Raw genomic sequence first — 15,082 nt, 5'->3', positions numbered from 1 at the left:
GGGTGAGACGGACGACGAAATATCCGGTATCAGGAGCCAATTCTCTATGGCAAATTTATAAAACCGTGTCGTTTTGGAAAGTGTTCAAAAACGTGATCATCATTCAAATCGGGCGCTACACGCCGTTTTTAGCGGTAAAAAACTGGCTGTACCGCACGTTTTTGCGCATGAAAATCGGCGAAAAAACGGCGCTTGCCTTTATGGTCATGCCGGATATTATGTTTCCGGAAAAAATCCAAATCGGCCGCAATTGCATCATTGGCTACAATACGACGATTTTGGCGCATGAATACTTAATTGATGAATACCGTCTCGGAGATGTCATTATTGGCGACGAAGTGATGATCGGCGCGAACTCAACCGTGCTTCCCGGGGTGGTCATTGGCGACCGCGCCGTCGTCGCCGCCGGCACGATCGTCCATAAAGATGTGCCGGCCGGAGCGTTTGTCGCCGGCAATCCGATGCGAATTATTTACACGAAAGAAGAGATGGAGCGAAGAAAAGGCCGTTCCAATGAATAGATGGAGTCTCCCGCCTACATTTATGCAGAGGTGGGAGACCGGTTTCTCCTTCATCCAGCGAGCTGGACAGTTCCTAAGGTTCATTTGGCAGATTGTTAATAATCATTCCTTTCCCACTTTTTGTCTAATTAGGGTCTAATCATAGATTGTACGTTTTAGCTTCCACTGTTTCATGTACATACGCCGTTTGGAAATGAGACTCACTCGAGCTTATCCATAATGCGAATCATTTTGGTGATCGCATAGTCCAAGTCCATCAAGTCATCCTCGCTGAGTTTCCCTAACTTGTCACAAAATAGATGATAAATTTCCTCCCAGCGCTTTTTTACGATGTCTTTCCCCTTTTCAGTCAGCATGAGTATAACAACTCGCCGATCAGTAGAATCTTGCATTTTTACCACATAATCTTTTTCCTCCAATTTTCGAATTAGAGGGGTCAACTGCTGTTTGGAAATTCTCAAGTGTTGGGCCAACTCCGTCATCGAGATCCCTGTCTTTGCATGGAACAAAGTTTCCAAAATGTGAAACTGCAAATGAGTTAAATCCGATTTTTTTTTCGGAATCGGGGTAGCCTGGATGATCGGTTTGAAAACTTTGTTATCAAACAGAGGAAGAAGTTGAGCAAAGCTTTCGGCGACTTTTTGAATCCGTGTCATTTGTATACATCCTTTCCTTTTTTCAAAAACGCATGACATTTAGTAAACAATTATTTAGATTTTAGTGAATAATTATATGTGTTTTGGCTATATGGTTGGAAATAAAAGTAAATATTAATTAAATATTTTTCAGGCTTATAAAAAATATTTATTTACTAAAGTTAGTTTATCGTGATGCGAATCAGATGATGTATAAAAGTTTGTGTAAAGCATTTTGCTAGAACAAAAGAAAAAAGGTAGGGTATTCTCTGATTGGACCAAAAATCTTAGAGAAAGGAGTACCCTACCTATGTCTAAAAGAAGTATACCGAATGTCGACTGGGCAAATCAACTGGAAAGTGTCATTCGTCAGTTTGTGAAGGAAAAATTAGAGCTGATTATGCGGGAAGAAATCAAACATTTCCTCGAAATCGAACAGGCTGGAACGCCGAATATGAGAAACGGCTACTATCAGCGAAATCTAGATACGCAATATGGCCGGATTGAGGGTCTTTTGGTTCCAAGAGACCGAAACGGGGAATTTCAAACACAGTTGTTTGCCCCTTATCAACGCCACACCGGCTGGCTGGAGGAAGCCATCATTAGGATGTATCAAAGTGGCATGAGTACACGGGAAATTGGCAAGTTTATCGAACGAATTCTAGGAAATGCTTATTCTCCAGCGACGATCAGCCGTATTACCGATGTCGTGAAAGAAGACATCGAGAAATGGCACCATCGTCCACTATCCAAACGTTATTCTGTCTTATATTTGGACGGCTTGTACGTGAAACTTCGCCGCGATACGGTAGAGAAAGAAGTCATTTATGTGGTGTTAGGAGTGAATGAAGAAGGGTATCGAGAAATTCTGGATTTCTTCGTGGGAGGACAAGAAAGCGCCTATGGATGGCAGGAAATTCTTCAACACCTCTACCAAAGAGGCGTCAAGGAAGTGCTTCTTGGCGTCTTCGATGGCCTTCCGGGGCTGGAGGAAGCCTTTAAGGCGGTGTATCCGAAAGCCGATGTGCAGCGCTGTGTCGTGCACAAAGTCCGCAACACCCTCAGCCGTGTTCGGAAAAAAGACCAATTCGAAGTGGCCGAGGATCTCAAGCTGATTTATCGCGCGCCGAATAAGGAGATGGCGTTACAAATGTTTCAACAGTTTGAGTCGAAATGGTCCAGCAAATATCCAAGAGAAGTTCAATCTTGGGCCAATGAGTTGGATGTCCTCCTTACATTTATGGATTATCCAAGCAGTATTCGAAGTGTGATTTACACGACGAATGTCATCGAACGAACGATCAAAGAGATTCGGAAACGTCTAAAGCCGATGAACAGTTTGAGCAGTTTAGAAGCCGCGGAAAAAGTCGTGTATTTGACCATCCAAGATTTTAATGAGAAATGGGCAGGGCGAAAGTTAAGAGGATTTGCCGAAGCGCAGGAAGCCCTTCAACGAATGTTTGAAGAACGTTATTGTTAACCAAATATTGTAAATAAACAAAATAAGGGGATTCTCCCTTTCCACACAAGAGACTGAATATTCAGTCTCCTGTGTGGAGAAAATCAGTCCCCTATCAATTCAAATCCATTTCAGAGAAACCCTACCCCATTTACATTACACAAAATTCTTGACGGTACCGCGAATCACAATGCAATTTCATTAGTTGCCAAGACAAGTTACAAAATATTAAAAACCTAACTTGTTGGTTGCATGACTTCTCAAAAATAAGGAAGAGAGGGTTTTATGATTTCGTCTGGTTTAATCTATTGATGATCTGTTCTATCCATTTGGTATTATGCGGGATGATTATACTCCGAAACCGGCGTTTTATACATTTCAGCGTTTAATATAGGAGTTGGGTATTTAATAAGAGGGTAGATAGAATCATCTATGGGGTTCTTTTTGCTGTATTCATCTCATTTTTTCAAGCTGGGTGAACTTCCAAAAAATATAAAATAGGGTCTTCACCATTTTCTGTGATTTCTACTCAATCCTAGAAACATGTTAGCTGGATGAAATAGGTTCATCAGTCAGTATCCTTCTTCCGCATACAGACCACGAAGTTGGTAGAATGGAAACAGTCAAGTGCTTTCCTTGACGGGTTCCATTCTACCAACTATCATACCGATAGCGGAAGAAGGGAGCGCTTAAGCAGCCTGACTACCTGTAGTGTTCCCTGTACACTCCAGAAATACACGCAAACGAAACCGTTCTAGATTTCGATAGCCATATGCCCGGCGTTTGATGTTTTTGATCTTGTGATTCGTCCCCTCGATCCGGGCATTTGTATATGGGCACAAAAAGTAGGAAAGAATAGGCTCCTTCCACCTTTCAAGCGTGTTGGCTGCTTCCTGAAAAGAAGCAAAAGGGCTCTGTTTGGCTAACTTAATCCATTCTTCCAAGCGTTCCTTTGCTTCGTTATATCCATCGGTTCGGTAAAAATCCCGAAACAACTCTTTCAGATAATAAGCAATGGAAAGTGCCGGATACTCCTCCAAGATATCGTCTAATCGAAGCCGTTGGTCCTTACGAAGCTTTTCACATCCTTTTAAGAGAAGATATCGAGCCTTTTTCAATGGAGAAAATTCCTTTCTTGCTTGATCCAAGGCTTGTGTCACTTTTTGAACCACATGGTACTTATCGATGACAATCGAAGCAGATGGAAACAGGGCACGAACCGCCTTATGATAAGGTTCCCACATGTCAAGAATCACCGTTTGGACCATTTCTTTCGACAGGACATTTTGGCTCAACAAGTTGATGGCGGAGTCACATTGGCGATCGGCATGCATTCCCATGACCGATCCGGCTTTGGCATCCATCAATACGGTTTCATACTGATGTCCCTTTTTTACCGCGATTTCATCTAAGCTAAGCACCATCCCTTCCTGAAAAGATGCCCCCTTTGCTGCTTGGCGCTCTTTTGCTTTTTTCGATGCGATGGAGTAATAGATGCGTTCCAATGTCGTATATGGGATGCGGTGCTTTCGGCTAACCTCTTGAATGGTGGAGCCTTCACAAAGTTCATACAAGTACTCACAAAATCGATTGGTGTAGTGTTGATTGGGTGGAATCGATTCCAAAGAGGCGGAAAACACTTGGGAACAATTCCAGCACCGATAGCGCTTTACCTTTACGAACAAGTACACCGGTTGATGGAAAATCGCCAAATCCCGTACTTTTCTTGTCCGTCTGTCGTGGACAGAGGAAGTGGCAAACCCACAATGAGGGCAACGTTCCTGTGTCTCTGTTTTCTCTACATGAATCGCATAACCATAGGAAAGAAGTTCTTGTTTAATAACTTTAAATTCTGGCAATCCTAGTGGTATAGAAAGCACTTACGAGACCTCCTTAATGTTTATTTCACCGCTAACATTATTGCCAGGATCTCGTCAGTGCTTTCTCTTTTTTGTCACTAAATCACAAAATTTGGTGATGAACCCTTTTTTATCCATTTTTATAAAATGTAGTTTAACAGTGACAGCCAGCATTTTACTCATTGCAACCACAGGTATGGATCGGTTGGCCGCAGCCTTGCGGATGCTCAAAATCCCTAAGATTTTTGTCTTACAGCTTTTATTAACATACCGATATATATCGGTGCTGATCGAAGAGGTTTCCAGGATGATGAGAGCGTATTCCCTTAGGGCGCCAGGACAAAAGGGAATAAAGTGGAGTGTTTGGGGTTCTTTTGCCGGACAAATATTGCTAAGGACTTTTGAGAGAGCAGAGCGGGTATATCAGGCAATGAGTTTAAGAGGCTTTACAGGAGAGTACCATACCGGAGATATTTCAAAACTAAGCTTTAAAGATCTTGCCTATTTCACTGCATGGAGTCTGTTTTTTGTTATTGCAAGAATTTACAATATACCTGTATTGATAGGGTCATTGTTTACAGGAGTGATTCGATAGATGAGTCATCATAAAATTGAAGTAAGAAATTTGCATTTTTCGTATCCGGATGGACATGAAGCAATTAAAAATATGTCTTTTTCCATTCATCATGGTGAATCTGTAGGAATCATTGGTGCGAATGGTGCTGGGAAGTCTACGCTGCTGATGCTATTGATGGGAGTTCTTTTTCCGGATGGTGGAGAAGTACTGGTAGGAGATGTTCGTGTAACAAAAAAAACATTACCGATGATACGTCAGAGATTGGGAATGGTTTTTCAGGACCCTGACGATCAATTGTTCATGACTACTGTTTATGATGACGTTGCCTTTGGGCCACGAAATTATAAGCTGGAGGAGGAAGATGTAGAGAGACGGGTGACGCAGGCATTGGAGATGGTTGGAATACCTCATTTGAAAGACCGGGCACCCTATAAACTATCAGGTGGGGAAAAGCGGTCTGCCGCAATTGCAACCGTTTTATCAATGCAACCCGATGTATTGATCATGGATGAACCAACTTCAGGTCTGGACCCAAAATCAAGACGGAGAGTAATTGATTTGTTAAAAAGCTTTGAACATACAAAGATAATTACTAGCCACGATTTGGACATGGTGTTTGAAACCTGTAAAAGAATTATTGTGATAAAAAAAGGTGAAATAGCTGCAGATGGAACCACAGAGGAGATTTTATCCAATGCGGAATTGCTGGATAGCTGTGGTTTGGAATTACCTCTTTCATTTCAGAATTGTCCTATCTGTGGAGCTTCAAAAAGATGACTCGGATATGCAAAGATGTCTATTGAACTTCACCGGTTTTTAAAAATTTGTTCCATAAATAGAGTATGTTTTCAAGAAAAGCGGGGAGAATAGGAAACCATGCGAATGAAAAGGAAGGATGGTGCTTCGTCTTCCATAGGTAATTCGCCAGTTTTTTTTTAATTCATGGCGGCATAAACAAGCATTGTCTGCGCTTAATTTTCAAAATTGCTTGGTTAACGTTCAATGTTCAGCTCCGGCCAGTTTCATTTACCATACATCAAGTCGCGCTTTCTTGTTATCCAATAGATGGGGTTGTTGTTAATAAGTGCTAAAATATAATAAAATAAAAGCAGGAGGTGAAAAAAATGGGATGGATTATATTAATCGTTGGACTGCTTCTCTTGGGGGGCATGATGGATTTTATCGCAAAAAAGAGAAATCTAAAAATAGACCCTGAAGAGGGAGCAAAAAATGTTTCAGCTTCTGAAAGAATTTATATAGAAACTTATATGCACAGTACTCAGCAGAATCAAGGCAACCTTCCTTTTTTATAATCTAACTCTCAAAAAGGACAAAATTCTTTCATCATCTGTATCGCTGAGAAGTGTGGAGCGGGTCGCTGATGGGAGCATTACTTCAATAAGCAGAAGTAATGCTTTTTTGTTGAAGGAAAGGGCAGGAGTATTTTAGTGAATTTGATGATCTTCATTGTGTTCACCTTTAGGGGAGAGAAAAACGTTTATCAAAATGATCGTTTCTGTATCTCTGAACGTATAGGAAAATATAAAGGCGAAGGATGTTATGATTCCCAAAATATGCCAGAAAAGTACCTCAACGCATCTCACAAATTCTATCGAAAGTTTTAATAGAGCACGTGTGGTTTGATGAAAGGGGTATCCCTGTGAAGGTTACCCCGTTCTTCCTATCTTATTCTTAAGTTTGCAATTGATATTTTGGTTCCATCATTGTTCCGTATTTCTCGTAATTGACATGCCAAGAGAACGCTTTCTCAAGCACGTGCGGTGTTTGGCCTCCGCGCTTAAGCGCTTCCTTGAAGTATTCACGCAACTGCGGACGGTAATCTGGATGTGCACAATTTTCAATGATAAGTGGTGCTCGTTCAATTGGCGCCAATCCGCGAAGATCAGCGTAACCATACTCCGTGATAATCACATCCACGTCATGTTCGGTATGGTCGACGTGTGATACGAATGGAACGATGCTTGAAATAGCCCCATTTTTTGCAACGGATTTTGTCACGAAGATGGTAAGGCGTGCATTGCGCGCAAAGTCGCCTGAACCGCCGATGCCGTTCATCATGTTTGTGCCGCGAACATGTGTAGAATTAACATTTCCGTATATATCTGCTTCCAAAGCTGTGTTGATGGAAATGAGTCCAAGACGGCGAACGATTTCCGGATGATTAGAAATTTCTTGAGGGCGAAGGATAAGCTTGTCTCGGTAAGCATCTAAATTGGAATATACTTGTTTCATTTTGTTTTGAGACAAAGTAATGGAGCAACCGGAAGCGAACCGGACTTTTCCAGCGTCAATGAGATCAAACACGGCATCTTGAAGAACTTCTGAATAAACTTCTAAATTGGAAAATTCCGAATTTAATAAACCGTAAAGGACAGCATTTGCAACCGAACCAATACCTGCTTGAAGCGGAGCTAAATTTTCAGAAAGCCGGCCTGCTGCCACTTCTTTTCGTAGAAAATGAATTAAATGATTTGCTATAACAGCTGTTTCCGCATCTGGAGGTACAATCGTGGACGGTGAATCAAGTTGGTTTGTCAAAACAATTCCCGCAATTTTATCTTCATCCACTGGAATGCCGATTGTTCCGATTCGATCGTCTACTTTGGTCAAAGGTATCGGTTCTCGTTCCCCTTGTTTGCCGACTTCGTAAATGTCATGAAGTCCTTTGAGTTCTTTTGGTTGAGCCATGTTTAATTCGACAATAACATGCCGGGCTTTTTTCGCGAAGATAGAAGAGTTTCCTACGGAAGTAGTCGGGATGATCATTCCGTCTTCAGTTATCGAAACCGCTTCCACAATTGCGAAATCAATAGGATTTAATACGTCTGAACGCACCAATTCCGCCGTATGGGACAAATGTTGATCAACAAACAAAATTTCTCCTTCATTAATTTTTTTCCGCATAACAGAATCAGCCTGGAACGGAAGACGTTTGTTGACAATTCCTGCTTCTGCCATCATTTTATCAATGTCCGAGCCTAGTGAAGCGCCTGTGTATACGTTTACTTTTAAGGGCTGTTGTTTCGCTTTCTCGATCAGCGCAAAAGGAACCGCCTTGGCATCGCCTGCACGGGTAAATCCGCTCAAACCAAGCGTCATGCCATCTTTTATCCATGAAGCAGCTGTTTCTGCCGTTACAATTCGGTCTCTTAAACGGGGATTGCCGATTAGCTCTGAAATATGTTTATCCAACGCGACATCACCTCTTCTGTTTTTTTTTAATATTCTAGCGATTTGGCTGTAAAAAATCATTCAAAATTGAATAAAAAGGTTTTCTTTGGGAATAAAAAAGAATTTTTGATACATAAAGAAGAAAAAATAAAAAAACAAATTCGAAAAAGAAAAGGATAAGCCAGAAAAAACATTACCTATAAAAGAAAATAAATACATAGATTGCAATGCATCAGTGAAATAGTTGCGGAAAATAATAAAGAGCCCACTTTCCATGGGCCCTTTAGAGATAAAGAGATTGGCAAAAGGAAGGAAAGCGTACCGTTTTGATAAGCAGGAACACCAGGGAAGATGCTATATTACTAAAAGCAGAGCAGTTTTCGAAAATAGCTTGCATATGTTTGGCTGACAGGTACTTTTGAGCCGTCTTTCATTATCAATAAGAAAGTTGAATGCGAATCTGGATGAATCTCTGCAATGTGATGAATGTTAACGATATAGGATCGATGGCACCGAACAAATATATCATCAGGAAGGGCAAATTCCAGTTCGGTTAAGTTATATTTATGATAGCCTTCCGCATAACTTGATTTTACAAACGTTTTCCGGTTTTGGGCTTCTAAATAGATGACCTTCTCGAAAGGAACAGGAAGCCAACGATCCGTCACTCGAATCGTTAAATACGGCATTGTAAGCATCGGCTTTCTCGGAAATATTGCGGTAACACAGCCTCTCGGGCTGCCGTCATCTAAAATTGGGACGGATATCCCGAAATAAGGCACGCCAAAAACGCGGCTATCTTTTTGTTCTGCAATTTTCCGTTGAACGACCAAGGCTTTGTAAGTGACCGATTCCGGTTTGATTTTGTCTCCGGGGCGAATTTTTAAATCGATCTGTTTGCTTGGTTGGTAATAAATATAGCGCTTATTATCAGAAATCACGAAAGACGCTTCTTTAGGAAATAATTCCTTCATCACTTTTGCGATAGAGGAGACAGTAAATGAATCCATGTTATCACCTCTAGTAAACGATCTGCCACTTTCCTTCGTTTAAAGCGAGGCTTCTGCCGACTTGTATGTTTTTGCTAAACGGTAGCGCCATACAAGCCCCCTTTACGCTTATCTTCCATCCGAAGGAGCCCGTTTGAGCATCATTATAGCATGATGCCGCGCATCCATAAAGGGAGGATAAGGGGCAACAGTGTAGGCAAATGGATGATAAAAATTGTTGATATACTTGAGAAAAATTATTGGTTGATCCTGTTTTTAATCTTATATTTATAGTAGACATCTTTACATAAGGGGAGAGGGAGATGAATACACAATTTATCGCCGGACACGCACGGCTGCCGGCGGGAATGGCGGCAAAAAGCGTATATGATACGCTGACGATCACAGCGGAGATTGATAAAAAATACGGGGTGATTGTCGATGCTTCGTGCACGCTGGCAACGGAGCACGGGCGCGATTATATCGCCCGCTTGCTTAAAGGCCATTCGCTAAGGGACGGGATTGATTCGATTTTAGAGCAGCTGAATGAGGGGTATTTAGGAAAGGCGAATTCGGCGTTATGTGCGGCGCTGAAAGATTTATACAAGCAATATTGCAAAATGCAGGAGGACAAAGAATAAATCCCCCGCTTCGGACGGGGGATTTTTTTACATTTACACCGACTCCGGATTCCAGGCCGGAAGCGTTTTACGCAGCGGTTTGTCCTGGCGGTAGCCAAGCACGTATTCCGCCTGCATAATCGTATGAATTTCCCGTGTTCCTTCGTAGATGACCGGCGCTTTTGAATTTCGGAGGTAGCGTTCGACTGGGTATTCGTTTGAGTAGCCGTACGCGCCGTGAATTTGAACGGCATCGTCGGCTGCCTGATTAGCGAAGTCGCACGCGATCCACTTTGCGAGTGATGCTTCTCTTGTCGTTCGTCGGCCTTGGTTTTTCAAAAAGCCTACTTTGTAGACGAGCAAGCGGCTGATTTGCAGCCCCGCTTCCATTCGGGCGATCATTTGCTGCACAAGCTGGTGTCTTCCGATTTCTTTGCCGAATGTTTTGCGCTCATGGCAATATTTTACGCTCGCTTCAAGGCAAGCCATAATCAGGCCGACTGCCTCGGCGGCAACCGTGAATCTTCCGTTGTCGAGGGCGGACATGGCGATTTTAAATCCTTCGCCCTCTTCGCCAAGCAGGTTTTCTTTCGGCACACGGACGTTGTCAAAGAACAACTCGCCTGTGTTGCCGGCACGGATGCCTAGTTTTCCTTTAATGGCTCTTGACGAAAAGCCTGGCATTGTCCGTTCGACAATAAAGGCGGAAATGCCGCGGTGTTTTTTTGATTTGTCCGTATAGGCGAATACGATAAAGTGATCGGCGGTGTCACAAAGTGAAATCCACGTTTTTTGCCCGTTTAAAATGTAGTAGTCCCCGTCGCGGACGGCGGTGGTGGTAATGGAGGCGACATCGGAACCGGCGTTTGGCTCTGTCAGGCCGAAGGCGCCGATTTTTTCCCCTTTTGCCTGTGGAACAAGGTATTTTTGTTTTTGTTCTTCCGTGCCCCATTGCAACAAGGTTAAGCTGTTTAAGCCGGTGTGCACGGAAACGGCGGTGCGAAACGCGGTGTCCCCGCGTTCTAGCTCCTCGCAGACGATGGCGAGCGAGTTGTAGTCCATGCCCATTCCGCCGTATTTTTCCGGAATGCATACGCCCATTAAGTTTAATTCCGCAAGCCGTTTGAAAATATTCGGATCAAAATATCCGCGTTCATCCCATTCTTTGATGTACGACATAATTTCTTTGTCGACAAATTTGCGCACGGTGCTGCGAAGCATTTCTTGTTCTGGAGTAAAATCGAAATTCATCATAATGAATCTTCCCCCGTTTCATTGATGATTTCTTTTATAATTTCGTCATTGTGCTCTCCGGCAAGCGGAGGCGGCAGGCGGTACGATACTTTTGTATCCGATAGTTTAATCGGACTTCCGACAAGCTTTAGCGGCCCGATCTTGTCATGATGCATCGTAATGACCATATTGCGGGCTAGCGTCTGCGGATGTTGAAACAATTGTTTAAGATTTTGCACTGGGCCACATGGTATTCCTTTTTCGGCAAGCAAGCGCTGCCACTCGGCCCGAGTCCGTTTTTTCACCTCTTCATTAATGCGTCTGTTGAGCTCCTCGCGGTGGGCGACGCGGCTCGGATTCGTTTGAAAGCGAGGGTCTTTTCCAATGGCCGGGTCTGACAGAAGTTCGCAAAACGATTGAAATTGCCGATCGTTTCCAATGGCGATCACGATCGGCCCGTCGCTTGCTTCATATGTCGAGTATGGAACGATATTCGGATGTTCGTTTCCTAACGGTGTCGGTATGTCACCCGACATTAAGTAGTTGGCGGCGACATTGACGAGCGTGCTGATGGCCGAATCAAATAAAGAAAGGTCAATTTTTTGTCCGCGCCCGGTCTTTTCGCGGGCAAACAGTGCGGCTTGAGTCGCGATCGCCGCGTATAATCCGGTAAATACATCGACAATGGCAACTCCGACTTTCAGCGGTCCGGATGAAGGGGTGCCGTTAATGCTCATCCATCCGCTCATCGCCTGGATAATGTAATCGTACCCAGGCAGGCGGGAGTAAGGGCCTGTTTCACCAAAGCCGGTAATGGAGCAATAAATAAGGCGCGGATTCAACAACGATAAATCGTCATAACCAAGCCCGAGCTTTTCCATCGTTCCCGTTTTAAAGTTGTGGATGACGACGTCGGCTGTTTTGGCAAGGCAACGGATGATTTTTCGGCCTTCTTCCGTTTTTAAGTTGACGGTAATGCTTCTCTTATTGCGGTTAATCGCCGTATAATAGGCGCTCATCCCGTTTTGAAACGGCGGTCCCCAAAATCTTGTATCATCTGATCCACCCGGTGCTTCCACTTTAATAACATCGGCGCCAAGATCGCCTAAAATCATCGTCGCATACGGCCCGGCAAGCACACGCGTCATATCGAGAATGCGGATGCCGTCTAACGCTCCTGGCATGGACTCACCTCCTTATGCGGGAAAATAAAAAGCCGGCTCCTTTTCTTTGCCAAGAAAGGAACCGGCTTTAACGACCTGAGGAAGCATTTCGGTTAGGAAATGCTGATCAGATCGTCACAGTTCTTGAGCTATGACGTTCATCATATAAAATTGTTGTTTTCCTGTTTTATGATGACCGCCTGGATGGCGTCAGCGACGAAACTGACGAGAGACGGCTTTGTTAAGTTTATTATAAATAATAGATTTATAATTGTAAATAGTCTAAAATTTTCGCTTAAAAAAGGGAGCTCAAGAATGAGCGCCGTTAATGCGATTTTATCGTTCGGAAAATGTTTTTCACGATATTTACAACGTATTTGCTGCCATGTTCATTTTGTGCATCTTCTATTAACATGGCAATGAGAACGTCAGGATGATTGGTATTGTAAGCAACAAAAAGCCCATTTTCTTTTCCTTTTTCACCTTTTTTATCTTTCAACTCAGCGGTCCCGGTTTTTCCTGCTAGTGGAATATCTTTCATATAAGCGCCGTGTGCGGTTCCGTTTGGATTGGCGACTACTTGTTTTAGCCCTTCTGCGACGATGTTTGCTGTTTTTGCCGAAATGATTTGTTGTTTCCAAACGGTTTTTTGCTGGCCTTTTTCTAAAATTGGCTGTAATAAATCACCATGGTTGATAAACGGTGTGTATGCGGCGGCAAGATGAAGCATGCTCATCTGCATTTCTCCTTGACCATAGGCGGTATCCGCCAGCTGCGGACCTGTCTTCAGCTCGCCTGTATTCGAAATTTGCGAGGCTGGAATCGGGTATGGAAACGGCAATTTGTCGCCAAATCCGAATGAGTGCAGCCCTTCTTTGAATTTATCCGGCCCGAGATCAAGACCGACCATGGCGAAATAAATATTATCGGAATAAATGAGCGCGTTTCGTAAATTCACTTGTTGCAGGCGGTCGCTTACCCTGGTGACAAAATAATTTCCCCACGATCCGTCCTTTGGCTGCCACTTTTTCCCGGTAATCGTTTTTGGTTGTTCAGGGGTAATTACGCCCTGTTCGAGACCGATTGCTGCTGTCACCGGCTTAATGGCCGATCCAGGTGCGTAGGTGGCGGCAAAACGGTTAATTAACGGTTTTAGCGGATTATTTTCTAACTTTTTGTATTCCTCTGATGAAATCCCGAGCACAAACTCGTTCGGATTGAATGAAGGGGAGCTGACTAGGGCGAGAATTTCACCAGTCAATGGATGAATGGCGGCGGCGGTTCCGGCTCTCCCTTTCATATTTTCATAAATTGTTTTTTGCAGTTTGGCATCGATCGTCAGCGTAATCGTTTCTCCGTTTTTTGGTTTGGACTCGGCGATCGTCACTGTTGAACCATCTTCTTTTTCGATATAGATTTTAGCGCCGTCTTGTCCTTTGAGGCGTTCTTCAAACAGCTCCTCGAGCCCGCGTTTTCCAATGCGGTCGGATGGAGAATATCCTTTGTTTTTTAATTTGCTTAGTTCTTCTTCCGTAATGTTGTCGATATATCCAATCAGATGGGCGGTAGCCTCAGCGAATGGATATTCCCTCTCCGCTACTTCTTTTACAGCCACAGCTTGGATGTTGCGGGCGCTTTGTAATAGCGCTGTTTCCGATTTTGCCACCTTTTGAATCGGGACAAAATAATCAGGCTGCACCCAAGCGGCATTTAATTTTTCATTAATGGATTCCACAGGGATATGGAGCAGCTCGGCAAGCTGTTTTTTAATGGCTTCCCCGTTTTCGCCCATTTTTCCAGGAACAATGCCGATTTCATAAGCGGTTCCATTGATGGCGAGCGGCAATCCGTTGCGGTCGTATATTTCGCCTCGCTTTCCAGGTGTAATGGCAATGCGGATTTTATCGTTTTTTTGCAATTGGGGGAAAAGATAGGTGGTATCCCATTGCACATGCCATTGTTCCTGATCCTGTTCTTTTTCTTTCACAAGCCGCGCTTCGTGGTTAAACTGGATGGGACCGGCAATTGTGTCCATTTTTACGGAAAAAGGAAGCTTTATTTGGTCTTTATCCCTATCTTCTTCTTTTTCTTTCACCGGCAATGGCGTCACCGATAAATTCGTTACTTCGATATCTTGATAAATTTTTTTGTAGCGCTTTACAAACTCTTCCTTGGATATGGTTTCTTTTGTCTTTTTTGACAGCATTGCGTACATATCTTCGAACCGCTCGTCAGTCCATAGTTTTGTAAATTTTTGCAGCGCGTCATGCGGGGATGGCGGTTTGCTGCAGGAAGATAATGCAATAGATAGAAATACCGCAACCAAAAATAACGTTATTCCTCTTTTTTTCATTAACTACACTCCTCCTACTTATGGTTAAGCATATTTCGGGCAGTTTCGTTGGTTATGTTAAAGTATATCATTGTAAAAGAATAAATAGACAATAAAAATGATAGAGAAGGGAAGGAGAATGAATATTTGGAAAACGAAGAAATTATATTAGTATTATTCATTCGTTGATCATATAGGATGATATCGATTAAGGTAACGCATGAAAAATAGCATATATTTTTATTATTATTAAAAATATTCGGTCTTTAAGTTAGCATCATCAATAATATAAAAAATTTATATATGAGAAAAAATGAAATTTTTTGAGGAAATTTTAACAATACTTTGTTATTATCTAAATGGGGAAATTTTGACATGGAACGTTTTTGGAATCAATAACACGTATAAAAGGACAATCAATGAGATGCAAGCGGTTGCTTTTTAGATGAAGAGTGGTCTTCCGCTGCTTGCGCGGCAGCGGATTGCCAATAGATCACATCAT

Annotated in this window: 13 protein-coding genes; 6 read left to right on the top strand and 7 right to left on the bottom strand. The window is 42.9% G+C overall.

The window, feature by feature from the left end; translation table 11 throughout:
- The first annotated feature begins 2 nt into the window (after positions 1-2).
- Positions 3-521: a DapH/DapD/GlmU-related protein gene (locus tag BDD39_RS15135; protein ID WP_166911943.1), complete on the top strand. Its 519-nt coding sequence runs from the start codon at positions 3-5 to the stop codon at positions 519-521.
- Positions 522-721: 200 nt separating this feature from the next.
- Here BDD39_RS15135 and BDD39_RS15130 read toward each other — a convergent pair whose 3' ends face one another.
- Positions 722-1,177, bottom strand: coding sequence for a MarR family winged helix-turn-helix transcriptional regulator (locus tag BDD39_RS15130; RefSeq protein ID WP_166911941.1), 456 nt, complete (start codon positions 1,175-1,177; stop codon positions 722-724).
- Between the two features lie 289 nt (positions 1,178-1,466).
- Here BDD39_RS15130 and BDD39_RS15125 point away from each other — a divergent pair, with 289 nt between their 5' ends.
- Positions 1,467-2,636: an IS256 family transposase gene (locus tag BDD39_RS15125; RefSeq protein ID WP_166907073.1), complete on the top strand. Its 1,170-nt coding sequence runs from the start codon at positions 1,467-1,469 to the stop codon at positions 2,634-2,636.
- 668 nt (positions 2,637-3,304) lie between these two features.
- Here BDD39_RS15125 and BDD39_RS15120 read toward each other — a convergent pair.
- Complete coding sequence (locus BDD39_RS15120; protein ID WP_166907890.1) at positions 3,305-4,495, bottom strand: ISL3 family transposase; 1,191 nt, start codon at positions 4,493-4,495, stop codon at positions 3,305-3,307.
- A 16-nt stretch (positions 4,496-4,511) separates the two neighbouring features.
- Between BDD39_RS15120 and BDD39_RS15115 the strand changes: the two genes are divergently transcribed.
- The 3 genes from BDD39_RS15115 (at position 4,512) to BDD39_RS15105 (ending at position 6,364) form a co-directional block, all read left to right on the top strand.
- A complete protein-coding gene (locus tag BDD39_RS15115) occupies positions 4,512-5,069 on the top strand; it encodes an energy-coupling factor transporter transmembrane component T family protein (protein WP_243846043.1) in 558 nt (185 codons plus the stop codon).
- The gene (locus tag BDD39_RS15110) at positions 5,070-5,828 is read left to right on the top strand and encodes an energy-coupling factor ABC transporter ATP-binding protein (RefSeq protein WP_166911939.1); all 759 of its coding nucleotides are present in this window, start codon (positions 5,070-5,072) and stop codon (positions 5,826-5,828) included.
- Between the two features lie 347 nt (positions 5,829-6,175).
- The gene (locus tag BDD39_RS15105) at positions 6,176-6,364 is read left to right on the top strand and encodes a hypothetical protein (RefSeq protein WP_166911937.1); all 189 of its coding nucleotides are present in this window, start codon (positions 6,176-6,178) and stop codon (positions 6,362-6,364) included.
- A 379-nt stretch (positions 6,365-6,743) separates the two neighbouring features.
- Here the strand turns inward: BDD39_RS15105 and BDD39_RS15100 are convergent, their stop codons facing one another.
- Together BDD39_RS15100 and BDD39_RS15095 are read right to left on the bottom strand one after the other, a co-directional pair.
- Positions 6,744-8,264: an acetyl-CoA hydrolase/transferase family protein gene (locus BDD39_RS15100; protein WP_166911934.1), complete on the bottom strand. Its 1,521-nt coding sequence runs from the start codon at positions 8,262-8,264 to the stop codon at positions 6,744-6,746.
- A gap of 341 nt (positions 8,265-8,605) precedes the next feature.
- The gene (locus BDD39_RS15095; RefSeq protein WP_166911932.1) at positions 8,606-9,253 is read right to left on the bottom strand and encodes a LytTR family DNA-binding domain-containing protein; all 648 of its coding nucleotides are present in this window, start codon (positions 9,251-9,253) and stop codon (positions 8,606-8,608) included.
- A gap of 302 nt (positions 9,254-9,555) precedes the next feature.
- On the opposite strand from BDD39_RS15095, the gene BDD39_RS15090 reads away from it, so the two are divergent.
- Entirely contained in the window at positions 9,556-9,873 is a 318-nt protein-coding gene (locus BDD39_RS15090) for a DUF3870 domain-containing protein (protein ID WP_166911930.1), read from the top strand.
- Positions 9,874-9,906: 33 nt separating this feature from the next.
- Here BDD39_RS15090 and BDD39_RS15085 read toward each other — a convergent pair whose 3' ends face one another.
- The 3 genes from BDD39_RS15085 to BDD39_RS15075 all read right to left on the bottom strand — a co-directional run bounded on the left by BDD39_RS15085 (position 9,907) and on the right by BDD39_RS15075 (position 14,601).
- A complete protein-coding gene (locus tag BDD39_RS15085; RefSeq protein WP_166911928.1) occupies positions 9,907-11,106 on the bottom strand; it encodes an acyl-CoA dehydrogenase family protein in 1,200 nt (399 codons plus the stop codon).
- Complete coding sequence (locus BDD39_RS15080; protein ID WP_166911926.1) at positions 11,103-12,269, bottom strand: CaiB/BaiF CoA transferase family protein; 1,167 nt, start codon at positions 12,267-12,269, stop codon at positions 11,103-11,105. Before BDD39_RS15080 ends, BDD39_RS15085 begins: the two co-directional genes overlap by 4 nt.
- Before the next feature lie 304 nt (positions 12,270-12,573).
- Complete coding sequence (locus BDD39_RS15075) at positions 12,574-14,601, bottom strand: penicillin-binding transpeptidase domain-containing protein (protein ID WP_166911924.1); 2,028 nt, start codon at positions 14,599-14,601, stop codon at positions 12,574-12,576.
- Between the last annotated feature and the right edge of the window lie 481 nt (positions 14,602-15,082).

Source organism: Saccharococcus thermophilus (assembly GCF_011761475.1).
Classification (GTDB): domain Bacteria; phylum Bacillota; class Bacilli; order Bacillales; family Anoxybacillaceae; genus Saccharococcus; species Saccharococcus thermophilus.
This window is presented reverse-complemented; position numbering and strand designations above follow the sequence as displayed.

Coding starts and splice junctions, on each gene's coding strand:
- BDD39_RS15130 (WP_166911941.1), bottom strand. CDS start 1,177: ATGACACGGATTCAAAAAGTCGCCGAAAGCTTTGCTCAACTTCTTCCT.
- BDD39_RS15125 (WP_166907073.1), top strand. CDS start 1,467: ATGTCTAAAAGAAGTATACCGAATGTCGACTGGGCAAATCAACTGGAA.
- BDD39_RS15115 (WP_243846043.1), top strand. CDS start 4,512: ATGTTTATTTCACCGCTAACATTATTGCCAGGATCTCGTCAGTGCTTT.
- BDD39_RS15110 (WP_166911939.1), top strand. CDS start 5,070: ATGAGTCATCATAAAATTGAAGTAAGAAATTTGCATTTTTCGTATCCG.
- BDD39_RS15105 (WP_166911937.1), top strand. CDS start 6,176: ATGGGATGGATTATATTAATCGTTGGACTGCTTCTCTTGGGGGGCATG.
- BDD39_RS15095 (WP_166911932.1), bottom strand. CDS start 9,253: ATGGATTCATTTACTGTCTCCTCTATCGCAAAAGTGATGAAGGAATTA.
- BDD39_RS15090 (WP_166911930.1), top strand. CDS start 9,556: ATGAATACACAATTTATCGCCGGACACGCACGGCTGCCGGCGGGAATG.
- BDD39_RS15085 (WP_166911928.1), bottom strand. CDS start 11,106: ATGATGAATTTCGATTTTACTCCAGAACAAGAAATGCTTCGCAGCACC.
- BDD39_RS15080 (WP_166911926.1), bottom strand. CDS start 12,269: ATGCCAGGAGCGTTAGACGGCATCCGCATTCTCGATATGACGCGTGTG.
- BDD39_RS15075 (WP_166911924.1), bottom strand. CDS start 14,601: ATGAAAAAAAGAGGAATAACGTTATTTTTGGTTGCGGTATTTCTATCT.